The following is a 13,985-nucleotide window of genomic DNA, read 5'->3' as shown; positions in this document are numbered from 1 at the left end:
TGAAGCGTTCAACCCCGCTGCGGCGGGGTTTTTCTTGGTTACATCAGCCGGTGGGCGTGCAGCTTAACGCTCTCCATGATGCTGTCCATCGTCACCTGCACGCGGTGCGGCAACACGCCGCGCCGGCGGTAGATCAGGTAGGCCTGCATATCGATGCCGCGCTCGCGCGCCAGGCAGGGCTGTAGGGTGCCGGCATCCAGCTCGGCGGCGACGGAATAGTACGGGGCGTAGACGATGCCCAGGCCCTGTTTGGCCAGCTCGATCGCCGGCAGAATGTTATCGCAGACGCTGGCGCCGCCGATCTCGACCTGTACCAATTCCCCCTGCGCATTGTAGCCGCTCCAGGTATTGCGGATGCCGCCCAGCATGCGCAAGGTGATGCAGCGATGCTGCGGCAGTTCATCCAGCGCTGTCAGCGGCGAGCGGGCAATGTAATCCGGCGCGGCGAACAGCCCGACGCGAAAGCGGGTGAAGGGCCTGGCGATCAGGCTTTCGTTTTGCGGCTGGAAAAAGCTGATCAGCAAATCGCAGTCGCTGTCGAATACTGCGCCGTACTTTTTCTCGCGTTCGTCGGGGTTGCGGGTCACCAGATCGACAGTCAACGCCGGCGCAGCGTGCAGCAGCGGCGGCAGTAAATAACGGGCCAGGAAAGCGTGGATGCCGATCGGCGCGCCGAGCGTGACCATGCCACTCAGGCTGCGTTTATAGGTGCCGGACATATCGAGCAGCTCGCTGTGTTCGTCCAGCAACTGCGAGGCGCGCCGTAAGAATTGCTCGCCGAATTCGGTCAACGCCAGGGTACGCGGGCCGCGCAGGAACAGTTCCAGCCCGAGCCGCCGTTCCAGCGCGGTGAGGGCGCGCGACACGTTAGACTGCGGCATATCCAACCGCTGCGCCGCTTTGCTGACGCTTGCCGTTTCGGCAATGATGCGGACAATCCTGAGTTCTTCAATGCGGAAGTCTTTCTCTTTCATTGGCCGGCTCTTGTGAGTTTGTATATCAAAAATGATATACACCTTTGGCGGCATTGTCATATGACTTATCGTGGACGGGTGGGTATCATTCGATTTGATTATTTGCTATCCACCAAAATAAAGAGAAACCCGTCAATGAAAGTGACAAGAGCGGTTATTTTGCCTGCGCTGTTATTACTGGCCGCGTGTTCTTCCGCCGTGACCGAAAAAGAAAAGTACTCGACCTTTTTGACCAATTATAACGATATCAATAAAGGTCAATCCGCGTCCGGCAAAGACGTTTTATATTGGAAGGATAAGAACGTCGATTTTTCCCGTTATCAATATCTGGTTTATCAACCGATGATCTATTTCCCGCGGCCGAAACCGAGCGAGATGGTGAGCCAGCGCGCACTCGACAATATCCTGAATTACACCAACCAGCAGTTTAAGCAGGCGATGGGTACCCACTTTACGCTGGTGGATATGCCGCGCGAGCATACCCTGATTTTCCGCGGCGCCATCACGGCGATCGACACGCAGAAGAAAGGGCTGCAGATCTATGAAGTCTTGCCGATCACCCTGCTGATCGCCGCGACGCAAAGCGTAACCGGGCACCGCACCATGGAGAGTGCGGTCTATATGGAAGGCGAGTTTATCGATGCGGCGACTAATCAGCCGGTCATTAAAGTGGTGCGCAAGGCTTCAGGGGAAAATCTCAATAACGAGAAAGCGCAGCTTAAAGTCACCGACGTGAAGAATGCCATCGATACCATCGCCAACGATATTAGACAATATAACACGCTATAAACCTCGTTTATTTCCGCTATGACCAATCAGGGCTTTACATGTTTCTTAATTATTTTGCTTTAGGCGTACTGATTGCGGTATTCCTGATTTTATTCTACGGCGTCATTATTATTCATGACATTCCCTATTTGCTGGCCAAAAAGCGCCAGCACCCGCATCAAGATGCGATTCACGTCGCCGGCTGGGTCAGCCTGTTTACGCTGCACGCTATTTGGCCACTGCTGTGGATCTGGGCCACACTCTATCGGCCGGAACGCGGTTGGGGCATGAGTGAGAAGGCAGAACCTTCAACGGACCTGCAGGCGCAAATTGCGCTGCTCGAAGCCGAATTGCAACGCCTGCAGGAAAAGCCGACGGCGGTTTCCGGCCCTACGGTAAGTTGAGCGTAGCCTATGGATTTGCTCATTATTCTCAGCTACGTGGCGCTGAGCTACGGCGTATTTAAACTGTTCCGCATTCCGGTTAATAAATGGACCGTGCCGACTGCGGTGCTTGGCGGAATATTTATCGTCGGCGCCTTGATTTTGACGATGAACTACAACCATCCGTACAGCGATCGGGCGCAGAAAATTGCCGTTTCTGTGCCGATGGTGCCGCAGGTCTCGGGCATGATCGTTGAGGTGACGGAGAAAACCAACGTGCTGCTGCGCAAAGGCGAGGTGCTGTTCCGTCTCGACGACAGCCGCTACCGCGCGCGGCTCACCAGGCTGGAGGCGGATCTGGCCGGGGCAGAGGCGGAGATCAGAACGCGCCGGGCGGCGCTCAGCGAGTCCGCCGCCAACGTGCAGCGGGCTAATGCGGAGTACGAGCGTGCCCGCAAGGACTACCAGCGCTATGCGAAAGGGGCGGCGATGCCAGTCAACCCGTTCTCGGAGCAGGACGTCAGCCATGCGCAGCAGCAGTACCAGGCGCAATCCGCCGCGCTGCAGGCGGCGAAAGCCCAGTTCCAGCAGGAACAGGCGCGGTTGTCCGGGCGCTATGACGGCGAAGACGCCACGATAGCCAGCCTGAAATCGCAGATTGCCGAAGCGCGCTACAACCTGGAACAAACGGTGGTGCGCGCGCCGAGCGACGGTTATGTCACGCAGGTGCTGGCGCGGCCGGGCACGGCGGCGGTTCGCCTGCCGTTCAAGCCGGTGATGATTTTTATCCCGCAGCAAAAGCGCCAGGTGGTGGCGGTGTTCCGTCAGAACGCCATCCTGCGCTTGGCGCAGGGGGACCAGGCCGAGGTGGTGTTCAACGGCTTGCCGGGGCAGGTTTATGGCGGCACCGTAAGCCGGGTGTTGCCGGCGATACCGGACGGCAGCTACCAGGCCAGCGGCGCATTGCAGGGCCTGAGCGCCACGCCGGGCCGGGAAGGGGTGTACGTGATGATTGACCTGGCGGCCAACCCGGATCTGGATCATCTGCCCGACGGCGTGAGCGCCCAGGCGGCGGTGTATACCGGGCACTTCGAGCACGTCTCCGTGATGCGCAAAGTGCTGCTGCGCATGACCAGCTGGCTGCATTACCTTTATTTGGATCACTAGCCTGCATCGGCTCGGGGGAGCCCGGGCCGTGGGGCGAGCCTTCGGAATACGACAAAAACAAAAAAGCCCGCAACCGAAGTTGTGGGCTTTTTCGCTATTATCGCCGGGTCTATCTGGTTCACTGGCGACGTATTTGGTGGAGCTGGGGGGATTTGAACCCCCGTCCGAAATTACTACACCGTCGGCACTACATGCTTAGTCCAATCTTTACATTCGCCGGCCAGCTGCGGATGGACACGCTACTGACAGACTAGCCTGATTGAGTTTAACGCTTCAGCCCCAGGCAGGACGTCCACGCGATCTCTTTTGGGTTTGACCTCTCTTGATCCCCGTCCTAAGAGCGGAGGCTAGGGAGAGAGGGCTCTAAGCAGGGTATTAAGCTGCTAAAGCGTAGTTTTCGTCGTTTGCGACTATTTTTTTGCGGCTTTTTACGAGGCCAACCGCCCCTCGGCATGCTCCTAGGGCTTCGCAAATCCCGTCGAATCCAGAATCAGCCCCAAGTAACTTTGTGCAGTATACCAGAAGTTTACCTCGATAAGCCAGCGGCTTAACGATTGGCGTGCTTCATGATACGGGCTTTCGCCGTCTGCCATTCGCGATCTTTGATGTCATCGCGTTTGTCGTGCTCTTTCTTGCCTTTGGCTACGCCGATCTTGATCTTGCTCCAGGCATTTTTCCAATACAGGGACAAGGCCACCACGGTGTAACCTTCGCGGTTGACGCGGCCGAGCAGGGTATCCAACTCGCGTCGTTTCAGCAGCAGTTTACGGGTACGCGTCGGATCGCACACCACATGCGACGAAGCCACGTTGAGCGGGGTGATGGTGGCGCCAAACAGATAGGCTTCACCGTCACGAAACGTCACGTAGCTGTCGCTGAGGTTGGCTTTGCCTGCACGCAGCGATTTAACTTCCCACCCTTGCAGCGACAGGCCCGCCTCGAACTCTTCTTCAATGAAGTATTCGAAACGCGCGCGCTTGTTTTGAGCAATGGTGGCGGAACCGGGTTTGTGTGCTTTTTTCTTTGTCATAGTGCGTTCATTATACTGGATGCTTCAGCGAAAGAAATCCTTTCCCGTTCAGCACCTGCGCAATTTTTCGCATTTTTGGCGCCCCCATCCCTTAGCAGATTTTTTGTTTGCCGCCAGATAAATGGTATTATCTGTACGTTTTATGTCTCACAGGAAATGATATGCCCCAGATCAGTCGGTCTGCATTAGTGCCGTTCAGCGCCGAGCAGATGTATCAGTTGGTTAACGATGTTCATTCTTATCCCGATTTTCTGCCAGGCTGCACAGGCAGCCGGGTGCTTAACGCTACCTCCAACGAAATGACCGCCGCGGTGGACGTCGCCAAGGCCGGTATCAGCAAGACCTTCACCACGCGCAATACGCTGCTGGATAACCAGAGCATCAATATGCAGCTGGTCGATGGTCCGTTCCGCAAGCTGATGGGTGGCTGGCAGTTCACGCCGCTGAGCGAAGAGGCCTGCAAGGTGGAGCTGCACCTGGACTTCGAGTTCACCAACAAACTGATAGAGCTGGCGTTCGGCAAGGTGTTCAAAGAGCTGGCGGGCAGCATGGTGCAGGCATTCACCCAGCGGGCGAAAGAGGTCTACAGTGTCTGACATCCAGGTCGAGGTGGTGTACGCCTTGCCGGAGCGTCAGTACCTGCGCAAGGTGAAACTGGCCGAGGGCAGCAGCGTCGAGCAGGCGATCCAGGCTTCGGGCCTGCTGGAGCTGCGCCAGGATATCGATCTCAAGAGCAACAAAATCGGCATCTACAGCCGCCCGGCCAAACTGGGCGATACGCTGAACGACGGCGACCGGGTGGAGATCTACCGGCCGCTGATAGCCGATCCGAAAGAGCTGCGCCGGCAACGGGCAGAAAAGGCAAAAAAATAAGGCGCTTATAGCGCCTTATTTTTTTATCTGAAACTGATTTTCTCTTCCGCGTTGCAGCCTGCGACTGTCATGAGGAACATCATGCCCCCTCATGGGCCGGAAGAGCGGGCGGCGCCGATTACTTGGTCAGCGCCGGTTTGTTTTGGATATCGGTCAACACGCCTGCGCTGTCGAAGGTCAGCGTCAGCGTCTGCTGGGTGATGTCTTCATGGCCAGGCTGCTGACGGAACACATAGAACCACGTCTGAGTCCCGAACGGGTCTTGCAGCATTGGGGTGCCCAATGTGTAAGCGACCTGTTGCTGGGTCATCCCTTTCTGAATTTTCGCCACGTCGGTCGACGTCAGGTAGTTCCCCTGGTTGATGTCAGGACGATAAACCACCTTTTCAAAAGTAGAACAGCCTGCAGTCAGCATCACAAGAACTACAGCGGCGGCAGTCAGCGTTTTACAGCGCATAGTAATCACATTCCTTTAGGGCATAGGATGCCGATGATAATAGACCTTGCGGCAGTTGGAAACCTTTATACCCTTCATCTTTCAAGTTGCGACGCGTTGGCTTTCTTTTAGCACCTCAAGCGCTTGGCCTGTTTCAGGCCGTTGAGGAGGCTTCGAATCGCCGCCGCGCCGCACTTTAGATATCTTTCGGGTCAACAGCGTCACTGTCAGACCGCAGGAAAGTGAAAAAGTTGAGCTTTTTTATGCCGCCAGCAGTTCTTTGGCGTTCGCCAGCGTATTGCGGGTGACTTCGCTGCCGCCGAGCAGGCGCGCCAGCTCCTGCAGTCGGGCGCGCTTATCCAGCGGCGCCATCTGGGTTTCGGTGACCGTGCCGTCGGTCTGCTTGCTGACGAACAGGTGTTGATGCCCGCACCCGGCCACCTGTGGCAGGTGGGTCACGCACATCACCTGGGTGGATTCGCCGAGCTGGCGCAGCAGGCGGCCGACAATGGCGGCAGTCGGGCCGCTGATGCCCACGTCCACCTCATCGAATATCAGCGCCGGGGTTTCCATCTTGCGGGCGGTGATCACCTGAATGGCCAGCGCGATGCGCGACAGCTCACCGCCGGAGGCGACCTTCGCCAGCGGCTGCAGCGGCTGCCCCGGGTTGGTGGAGACGCAGAACTCGGTGCGGCTGGCCCCTTCGGCGCTCAGATGCTGCGGCTCAAAACGCACATCGATGTTGAACTTGCCGTGCGGCATGGAGAGCGCCTGCATGCTGTCGGTAATGAGCGTGGTCAGCTCGGCGGCGTAGTGCAGGCGTTTCTGATGCAGCTGCTCTGCCAGCGCCAGCGCCTGCTGGTGATGCAGGGTGACCGCCTCGTTCAGGTGTTCATGGTCGCTTTCCTGCTGTGAAAGCAGCTGCTGTTCATCCAGCAACTGCTGATGCAGCTGCGGCAGCTCCTCCGGCGCAACCTGATGTTTGCGCGCCAGGCTGATTTGGCGCGACAGGCGCTGTTCCAGTTCGTGCAGGCGATTGGGATCGAGATCCATGCGATCGGCGTAGTGGCGCAGCTCGTCGCTGGCTTCGCTGATCTGGATAGAGGCCTCTTCCAGCATGTCCAGCAGGCCGCTGAGCTTGTCGTCCAGCCCGGCCAGCTCGAGCAGCAGGTGCTTGGCGCTGTAGAGTTGGCTGAGCATGTTGTTCTCGTCGCTGTCGGCCAGCAGCTGCAGCGTCTGCTGGCTGAGGGTCAGCAGCTGGCCGCTGTTGGCCAGGCGCTTGTACTCGGCGTCGGTCTGTTCGAACTCGCCGGCCTGCGGCGCGAATTCGTTCAGCTCTTTCAATTGGTATTGCAGCAGCTGCTTGCGCGCTTCGCGCTCGATGGACTGCTGCTGATGGTGCGCCAGCTCGCGGCAGCTCTGGTGCCAGCGTTGGTAGGCCTGGCTCATCGCCGCCAGCAGGGCGGGTTCGTCGGCGTAGGCGTCGAGCAGCGCTTTTTGGTGCTCCGGTTTGAGCAGCAGCTGATGGGCGTGTTGGCCGTGGATTTGGATCAGGCGTTGCCCCAGCTCGCGCAGCTGCGACAGCGGCACGGCGGTGCCGTTGATAAAGCCGCGCGAACGGCCGTCGGCGTTGATCACCCGGCGCAGCAGGCATTCGTTGCTGTCGTCCAGCTGGTTCTGTTCCAGCCACTCGCGCGCAGACGGGGTGTCCGCCAGCGAGAAGCGGGCGCAGATGTCGGCGCGGGCGGCTCCCAGGCGCACCACGTTGCCGTCGGCGCGGTTGCCGAGGCACAGCCCCAGCGCATCGATGGCGATGGATTTGCCGGCGCCGGTTTCACCGGTGATCGCCGTCATACCCGGTTGAAAATCGATTTCCAACTCACGAACGATAGCAAAGTTGCTGATGGTTAATTGCGCCAGCATGGGAACCTTCCTGTGTATAAACACATAACTGTAATTTCATACAGTATAAACTGGTTTTATATACAGTAAAGTGGCCGGCGCAGATTTTAGAACAATTTTTTCGACCAGCCCAGCTTGGTGCTTAACGTGTTGAAATAGCTGTAGTCCTTCGGGTGAATCAGATTCAGGTGGAAATCGCTGCGGCGGATCAGCACTTCTTCGCCTTCCTGGATAGGCAGCGCGATCTGGCTGTCGCAGCTGATCTCCAGATCGCTGCCGATCTGCGAAAACTTCAGGCGGATGGTGCTGTCGCCGTTGATCACCAGCGGCCGGGCGGAGAGAGTGTGCGGGAACATCGGCACCAGCGCGATCGCCTCCAGCGACGGGGTGAGGATCGGCCCGCCGGCGGAGAGCGAGTAGGCGGTGGAGCCGGTCGGCGTGGCGATGATCAGGCCGTCGGAGCGCTGCGAGAAGGCGAAGCGATCGTCGATGTACACTTCGAATTCGATCATGTGCGCCACTTTGCCGGGGTGCAGCACCACTTCGTTGATGGCGGTGCTGATGCGGCACTGCTGGTGCTCTTTATGCACGATGGTTTCCAGCAGGAAACGCTGTTCGTCGATGTACTCACCTTCCAGCACGTCCGCCAGCTGCTGTAGGGCGTTGTCGGGATCGAGATCGGTGAGGAAGCCGAGGTTGCCGCGGTTGACCCCGATCACCTTGATGTCGTAACGCGCCAGCACGCGCGCGGCGCCGAGCATATTGCCGTCGCCGCCGACCACCACCGCCAGATCGGCGCGCTGGCCGATATCCGCCAGGCTGCCGGTCACGGCGTCTTTCAGCCCCAAATCATGGGCGATCTGGCGTTCGACCATCACCGAATAGCCGCGGGCGACCAGCCAGTGGAACAGCATCTCGTGGGTTGCCAGCGCTGAAGGGTGACGCGGGTGGCCAACAATGCCAATACAGGCGAATTTTTTATTCATTTGTTGTGATTTTCCTCACCGGGACCCGTTTATGCCCCACATTGTGACCGGTTGACTTGAAACCCCGGTTTTGATCCCCATAATAAGCCAAGTTGCGAGATTAATGCTAAAACGCGGAGACATTCATGAGTAGTAAAGAACAGAAGACGCCAAACGAGCAAGTCTCGGAAGAAATGGAACAACACGCTCATCACGATGATACGCTGCCGGAAGCGGCGGAAGGCGTCGATCTGCGCGATGCGCGTATCGCCGAACTGGAAGCCCAACTGGCGGAAGCTCAGCAGCACGAGCGCGACAGCCTGCTGCGCGCCAAAGCGGAAGCGGAAAACATCCGCCGCCGCGCCGAACTGGACGTCGAGAAAGCGCACAAGTTCGCCCTGGAGAAATTCTCCGGCGATCTGCTGCCGGTGATCGACAACCTGGAGCGCGCGCTGGATCTGGCGGATAAAAACAACCCGGAACTGGCCGCGATGATCGAAGGCATCGAGCTGACGCTGAAATCGCTGCTGGACGTGGTGCGCAAGTACGGCATCGAAATCGTCGGCGACGTCAACGTGCCGTTTAACCCGGAAGTGCATCAGGCGATGAGCATGATGGAATCCGCCGATCATCAACCGAACCACGTGATGATGGTGATGCAGAAAGGCTATACGCTGAACGGCCGCCTGCTGCGTCCGGCGATGGTTGCAGTCTCCAAAGCCAAGGCGTAATCGCCCCGGCAACGCATAAAGAAAGGCACCCGAGGGTGCCTTTTTTGTCTCTGTGCTACGCCTGCGGCAGGCGCGGCATCCAGTCGATCGGCGTGAGCCCTTGCTGCTCCAGCAGCTGATTGGCCTGCGAGAAATGACGGCAGCCGAGGAAACCGCGGTGCGCGGAGAGCGGCGACGGGTGCGGCGCCTTCAGCACATGGTGGCGGTTGCGGTCGATAAAGTTGCCTTTCTTCTGCGCGTGCGAGCCCCACAGCAGGAACACCACGCCTTCACGGTTCTCGTTCAGGGCGGCGATCACTTTATCGGTAAAGGTTTCCCAGCCCAGGTTGGCGTGCGAGTGCGCGCGGCCGCCTTCCACCGTCAGCACGGTGTTGAGCAGCAGCACCCCCTGTTCGGCCCAGCTTTGCAGGTAGCCGTGATCCGGGCGTTCGAAGCCGGGAATGTCGGTCGCCAGCTCTTTATACATGTTCACCAGCGACGGTGGCGCCGGCACGCCGGGGCGCACCGAGAAAGAGAGGCCGTGCGCCTGATTGGGGCCGTGATACGGATCCTGGCCGAGGATGACGACCTTGACGTCCGCCAGCTCGGTATAGCGGAAAGCGTTGAACACGTCCTTCTGCGGTGGATAAATGGTCTTACCGGCCTGGCGTTCAGCGGCAACAAAGGCGAGCGTTTCAACAAAATAGGGCTGCTCTTTCTCTTTGCCGATCACGTCATGCCAGGTGAGGGAGGTGGCCATAAACGCTCTCCTTTGTTTTCTTTAGCAATTCATGGGCTATAGCTTACCGTTTCGGCACGCACAGCGAAACCCGCTTTTCATTTCTCGCCGCCGTGTCTTATGCAATTATTTTTGAAAATTTACAAAAATAATTGGTTTTTGCCGCGGTGGGAAAATTGATATAAAACATAAATTTGCCCCTTCACGCCCTGTGCCTACCCGGTAAAAATTGACTTTAATCAAGGAACTGCCCCGGTCAGGCTGGTATACAGAACAACAAGACAACAATGGTTTTACCAAATGGCCGAAACCAGAATTGGGTTTTCTCACGACGTGAATTTTTACGCCCTTGTACGGAGGCAACATAATGATTACCGGTATTCAAATTACCAAAGCGAATGACCAGGCGCTGGTGAATTCTTTCTGGCTGCTGGACGATGAAAAAGCGGAAGCTCGCTGCGTGTGCGCCAAGGCCAACTACGCGGAAGATCAGGTTGTCGCGGTGAGCGACCTGGGCCAGATCGAATACCGTGAAGTGCCGCTGGAAATGCAGCCGACCGTGCGCGTGGAAGGCGGTCAGCACCTGAACGTCAACGTGCTGCGTCGCGAAACCCTGGAAGACGCGGTCAAGCACCCGGAAAAATACCCGCAGCTGACCATCCGCGTGTCCGGCTATGCGGTGCGCTTCAACTCCCTGACGCCGGAACAGCAGCGCGACGTTATCGCCCGCACCTTTACCGAAAGCCTGTAATTTGCGGCGCAGTCAATCAGGGAGCTTCGGCTCCCTTTCTGGCGTTTGGCGGCCGAAAACCGAACGCGGATCACATTCTGTACAAAGATAAGCATTTCTAATACAGAACTCATCCGACCTGCCGATAGCTAAATCAGCACCTATTCAGGTGCTCAATAAAAAGTCTATCGACAAGGAGTCGGCATGAGTATGCCTTTAAGTTTTACCTCTGCAGTATCCCCGGTGGCCGCGATCCCTACGCCTCGCGCCGCTGCCGAGACGGCGACGGCGGCGCAGCCCGCGGCAGCGCCGGCAAATCCGGCGCCGGTGGCCTCTCCCTCTCAGAACACGCTGAACGCGCAGAATCTGTTGAATACGCTGGTCGGCGATATCTCAGCGGCGGCACCGACGGCGGCGGCAGCGCCGGGCGTGACGCGGGGGCAGCAATCGCAGGAGGGGGATTATGCGTTGGCGCTGTTGGCCAAGGACGTTTACTCACTCACTGGCCAGGGTGCCGCCGGGTTCAACCGCCTGAGCGACAGCGCGCTGCTCGGTTTCGGCATCGATCCCGCCAGCCTGCACGACGTGGGCAGCGGTTTCCAGGCTGGGATTTACAGCAACGACAAGCAGTATGTGTTGGCGTTCGCCGGCACCAACGACTGGCGCGATTGGCTGAGCAACGTGCGGCAGGCGACGGGCTATGACGATGTGCAGTACAATCAGGCTGTTGCCGCTGCCAAAAGCGCCAAGGCGGCCTTCGGCGATGCGCTGGTGATCGCCGGCCATTCGCTTGGCGGCGGCCTGGCGGCCACGGCGGCGCTGGCGACCGGCACGGTCGCGGTCACCTTCAACGCGGCCGGGGTCTCGGATTACACCCTGAATCGCCTGGGCATCGATCCGGCGGCGGCGAAGAAAGATGCCGAAGCCGGCGGTATTCGCCGCTACAGCGAGCAATATGACATGCTGACCAGCACCCAGGAGTCGACCTCGCTGATCCCGGACGCCATCGGCCACAACATCACCCTGGCCAACAACGATACCCTGACCGGCATCGATGACTGGCGGCCGAGCAAGCATCTGGATCGCAGCCTGACGGCGCACGGCATCGACAAGGTGATAAGCTCGATGGCGGAACAAAAGCCGTGGGAGGCGAAGGCCAATGCCTGAAGGGCGTCGCTTGCGGCGGGCGCTGGCGATAGCCTTACTGGCGCTGGTCGCGGTGACCGGTTTACTGATGATGGCTAAGGAGCAACAGATGGGGCAGGAGATTTCGCCGTTTGACGGCCGCAGCAATCTGGCGCTGGCTCAGGCGGTGGCGCGCGGTGATACGCAGGGTATCCATGCGCAGGCCACGCAGGATCGTTTGCGCGAGCGGGGCGATCGGCAGGTCACGCTGTTGCAGTGGGCGGTGCTTTCGCAGCAGCCGGATAGCGTGCAGGCGTTGCTGGATCTCGGTGCCGACCCGGCGGCGGCGGGGCTGGACGGCAACAGCGCGCTGCACACCGCGGCGATGCTGCAAGACGCGCAGTACCTGCGGCTTTTGCTGGCCGAAGGGGCGCAGGTGAACGTGCGTAATGCCGTTACCGGCGCCACGCCGCTTGCGGCGGCGGTGCTGGCCGGGCGTGAAGAGCAACTGCGGCTGTTGCTGGCGGCCGGGGCGGACACCACCTTGAGCGATCGGCTGGGGGATACCCCGCTGCATCTGGCGGCGAAGATTAACGCGCCGCACCTGGCGCTGTTGCTGTTGCAGGCCGGGGCCGATGCCCGGGCGCGCAACCAGCAGGGCGTCGCGTTCCAGTTTTACTTCTCGCAAACGCCGGCGCATTTGCAGAATGACGAACTGAAGGCACAGTTCCGCGAACTGGATAAATGGCTGCAGGGGCACCGTCTGGCCACGCACTACGCGCAGCCGTAAACGCCCATAAAAAAACCGCCTGTACAGGCGGTTTTTTCTTAGGCAGCGGGGGTTATTCCGCGTCGCCGGCCGGTTTGGCCTTCGCCTGACGGCGTTTGCCGACGTTTTTGGCGTCACGGTGGCGCACTTTCACCTTGGCCTTTTCTTTGTTCTTCGCTTTATCTTCCGCGCGTTTGGCCAGCACTTTCTTCGATGGCTTGCCGTTGCTCTTCTCGTTCGGCACCTTGGTTTTCGGCCGCAGCTCATCGATCACGCGCGCTTTCAGCGGCTCATTCAGGTAACGGCCCACTTTGCCCAGCAGCAGATGGTCGTGCGCTTCCACCAGCGAAATGGCGGTGCCTTTGCGCCCGGCGCGGCCGGTACGGCCGATGCGGTGCAGGTAGGTGTCCGCCGTGCGCGGCATGTCGAAGTTGAACACGTGGGTGATATCGAGGATATCCAGACCGCGTGCGGCAACGTCGGTGGCGACCAGCACGTTAACCCGGCCATCCATCATGCGTTTGACCGCTTCGTTGCGTTTGGCCTGCACCATTTCGCCTTCGAGATAGCAGGTGTTGATGCCTGCTTCGCGCAGCCAGGTGGCCAGCTCGTGCACGCGCTCGCGTTTGCGCACGAAGATCACCGATTTCTGCACGTCCGGCTGCTTCAGCAGGTGGATCAGCAGCGCGGTTTTGTGCTGCACGTCATCGGCACGGTAGTACCACTGCAGGATCTTTTTGCGTTCGCGGCGCGACGGATCGGCTTCCACTTCCACCGGCTCTTTCAGGATGCGCTCGGCGAATTCGCGGATCGCTTCGCCTTCCAGCGTGGCGGAGAACAGCAGCGTCTGGTTGCGCCAGCGGGTTTCGGCGGAGATGGTTTCGATGTCCTGCGCGAAGCCCATATCGAGCATGCGGTCGGCTTCGTCGAGGATCAGGGTTTCCACCGCGCGGCAGTCGAAGTTCTCTTCTTTAATGTATTGCAGCAAACGGCCGGTGGTGGCAACCACCACGTCCTGGTTTTCACTGAACACTTCCGCGTGGTTCATGTAAGCGACGCCGCCGGTGATGGTGGCGATATCCAGCGAGGTATGAGCAGCCAATTCACGCGCCTGATCGGCGACCTGCATCGCCAGTTCACGCGTTGGCGTCAGGATCAGTACGCGCGGCGGGCCGGATTTTTTGCGTGGAAAGTCCAGCAGGTGCTGCAACACGGGCAGCAGGAAGGCGGCGGTTTTGCCGGTGCCGGTCGGAGCCGAACCTAAGACGTCGCGCCCGTCCATCGCCGGCGGGATCGCAGCGGCCTGAATGGCGGTGGGGCGATCGTAGCCTTTGTCGCGCAGCGCGTCGATCAGGCGATCATCGAGTTCGAGTTCGGAAAAAGTGGTTGCTGTCATGGTCTACCTCTACTTGGG

General features: G+C 59.1%; 16 protein-coding genes and 1 other RNA gene. 9 read left to right on the top strand and 8 right to left on the bottom strand.

Annotated elements, in window-relative coordinates; translation table 11 throughout:
- Nucleotides 1-38: 38 nt before the first annotated feature.
- Nucleotides 39-974 carry a LysR family transcriptional regulator gene (locus QOL81_RS20995; protein ID WP_087762392.1) on the bottom strand — a complete coding sequence of 312 codons (936 nt, stop codon included), beginning with the start codon at nucleotides 972-974 and terminating at the stop codon, nucleotides 39-41.
- Between the two features lie 135 nt (nucleotides 975-1,109).
- Here QOL81_RS20995 and QOL81_RS20990 point away from each other — a divergent pair, with 135 nt between their 5' ends.
- From QOL81_RS20990 to QOL81_RS20980, 3 genes are read left to right on the top strand one after another with little or no spacing between them, the layout of a single operon-like run.
- A complete protein-coding gene (locus QOL81_RS20990) occupies nucleotides 1,110-1,763 on the top strand; it encodes a DUF3313 domain-containing protein (protein WP_041036393.1) in 654 nt (217 codons plus the stop codon).
- Between the two features lie 38 nt (nucleotides 1,764-1,801).
- Nucleotides 1,802-2,146, top strand: coding sequence for a DUF3302 domain-containing protein (locus tag QOL81_RS20985; RefSeq protein WP_197757898.1), 345 nt, complete (start codon nucleotides 1,802-1,804; stop codon nucleotides 2,144-2,146).
- 9 nt (nucleotides 2,147-2,155) lie between these two features.
- Complete coding sequence (locus QOL81_RS20980) at nucleotides 2,156-3,292, top strand: HlyD family secretion protein (protein WP_094141970.1); 1,137 nt, start codon at nucleotides 2,156-2,158, stop codon at nucleotides 3,290-3,292.
- A 134-nt stretch (nucleotides 3,293-3,426) separates the two neighbouring features.
- On the opposite strand, the gene ssrA is transcribed toward QOL81_RS20980, so the two are convergent.
- Together ssrA and smpB are read right to left on the bottom strand one after the other, a co-directional pair.
- Nucleotides 3,427-3,790, bottom strand: a transfer-messenger RNA (tmRNA) gene (gene ssrA, locus QOL81_RS20975).
- Between the two features lie 49 nt (nucleotides 3,791-3,839).
- Nucleotides 3,840-4,322 carry an SsrA-binding protein SmpB gene (gene smpB, locus QOL81_RS20970; protein WP_033635638.1) on the bottom strand — a complete coding sequence of 161 codons (483 nt, stop codon included), beginning with the start codon at nucleotides 4,320-4,322 and terminating at the stop codon, nucleotides 3,840-3,842.
- A 161-nt stretch (nucleotides 4,323-4,483) separates the two neighbouring features.
- Here smpB and QOL81_RS20965 point away from each other — a divergent pair, with 161 nt between their 5' ends.
- The gene (locus QOL81_RS20965; RefSeq protein ID WP_004929096.1) at nucleotides 4,484-4,918 is read left to right on the top strand and encodes a type II toxin-antitoxin system RatA family toxin; all 435 of its coding nucleotides are present in this window, start codon (nucleotides 4,484-4,486) and stop codon (nucleotides 4,916-4,918) included.
- A complete protein-coding gene (locus QOL81_RS20960) occupies nucleotides 4,911-5,195 on the top strand; it encodes an RnfH family protein (RefSeq protein ID WP_004929098.1) in 285 nt (94 codons plus the stop codon). Before QOL81_RS20965 ends, QOL81_RS20960 begins: the two co-directional genes overlap by 8 nt.
- Before the next feature lie 118 nt (nucleotides 5,196-5,313).
- Here the strand turns inward: QOL81_RS20960 and bamE are convergent, their stop codons facing one another.
- The 3 genes from bamE to nadK all read right to left on the bottom strand — a co-directional run bounded on the left by bamE (nucleotide 5,314) and on the right by nadK (nucleotide 8,519).
- On the bottom strand, nucleotides 5,314-5,652 hold the full coding sequence (gene bamE, locus QOL81_RS20955; protein WP_004929101.1) for an outer membrane protein assembly factor BamE: 339 nt from the start codon (nucleotides 5,650-5,652) through the stop codon (nucleotides 5,314-5,316).
- Between the two features lie 240 nt (nucleotides 5,653-5,892).
- Nucleotides 5,893-7,554: a DNA repair protein RecN gene (recN, locus tag QOL81_RS20950; protein ID WP_038870807.1), complete on the bottom strand. Its 1,662-nt coding sequence runs from the start codon at nucleotides 7,552-7,554 to the stop codon at nucleotides 5,893-5,895.
- 86 nt (nucleotides 7,555-7,640) lie between these two features.
- Nucleotides 7,641-8,519 (bottom strand): NAD(+) kinase, encoded by an 879-nt coding sequence (gene nadK, locus QOL81_RS20945; protein WP_019452304.1) that lies wholly within the window; start codon nucleotides 8,517-8,519, stop codon nucleotides 7,641-7,643.
- A 125-nt stretch (nucleotides 8,520-8,644) separates the two neighbouring features.
- Here nadK and grpE point away from each other — a divergent pair, with 125 nt between their 5' ends.
- Complete coding sequence (gene grpE / locus QOL81_RS20940) at nucleotides 8,645-9,229, top strand: nucleotide exchange factor GrpE (protein WP_025303955.1); 585 nt, start codon at nucleotides 8,645-8,647, stop codon at nucleotides 9,227-9,229.
- Nucleotides 9,230-9,284: 55 nt separating this feature from the next.
- On the opposite strand, the gene ung is transcribed toward grpE, so the two are convergent.
- A complete protein-coding gene (ung, locus tag QOL81_RS20935) occupies nucleotides 9,285-9,968 on the bottom strand; it encodes a uracil-DNA glycosylase (protein ID WP_033635636.1) in 684 nt (227 codons plus the stop codon).
- A 346-nt stretch (nucleotides 9,969-10,314) separates the two neighbouring features.
- On the opposite strand from ung, the gene grcA reads away from it, so the two are divergent.
- The 3 genes from grcA to QOL81_RS20920 all read left to right on the top strand — a co-directional run bounded on the left by grcA (nucleotide 10,315) and on the right by QOL81_RS20920 (nucleotide 12,592).
- A complete protein-coding gene (gene grcA / locus QOL81_RS20930) occupies nucleotides 10,315-10,698 on the top strand; it encodes an autonomous glycyl radical cofactor GrcA (protein WP_004929114.1) in 384 nt (127 codons plus the stop codon).
- Between the two features lie 183 nt (nucleotides 10,699-10,881).
- Nucleotides 10,882-11,844, top strand: a complete 963-nt coding sequence (locus tag QOL81_RS20925) for a Tle-like phospholipase domain-containing protein (RefSeq protein ID WP_141959979.1) — start codon at nucleotides 10,882-10,884, stop codon at nucleotides 11,842-11,844.
- Nucleotides 11,837-12,592, top strand: coding sequence for an ankyrin repeat domain-containing protein (locus QOL81_RS20920; RefSeq protein ID WP_060425055.1), 756 nt, complete (start codon nucleotides 11,837-11,839; stop codon nucleotides 12,590-12,592). The genes QOL81_RS20925 and QOL81_RS20920 overlap by 8 nt, the downstream gene beginning before the upstream one ends.
- Nucleotides 12,593-12,644: 52 nt before the next feature.
- Here the strand turns inward: QOL81_RS20920 and srmB are convergent, their stop codons facing one another.
- Nucleotides 12,645-13,967 carry an ATP-dependent RNA helicase SrmB gene (gene srmB / locus QOL81_RS20915; RefSeq protein WP_016929798.1) on the bottom strand — a complete coding sequence of 441 codons (1,323 nt, stop codon included), beginning with the start codon at nucleotides 13,965-13,967 and terminating at the stop codon, nucleotides 12,645-12,647.
- Nucleotides 13,968-13,985: the final 18 nt, after the last annotated feature.

Origin of the sequence: Serratia sp. CC22-02, assembly GCF_900182895.1 — a bacterium.
GTDB classification, from domain to species: Bacteria; Pseudomonadota; Gammaproteobacteria; order Enterobacterales; family Enterobacteriaceae; genus Serratia; species Serratia nevei.
The sequence above is the reverse complement of the archived record's forward strand: the minus strand, read 5'-3'. Positions and strand labels throughout refer to the sequence as shown.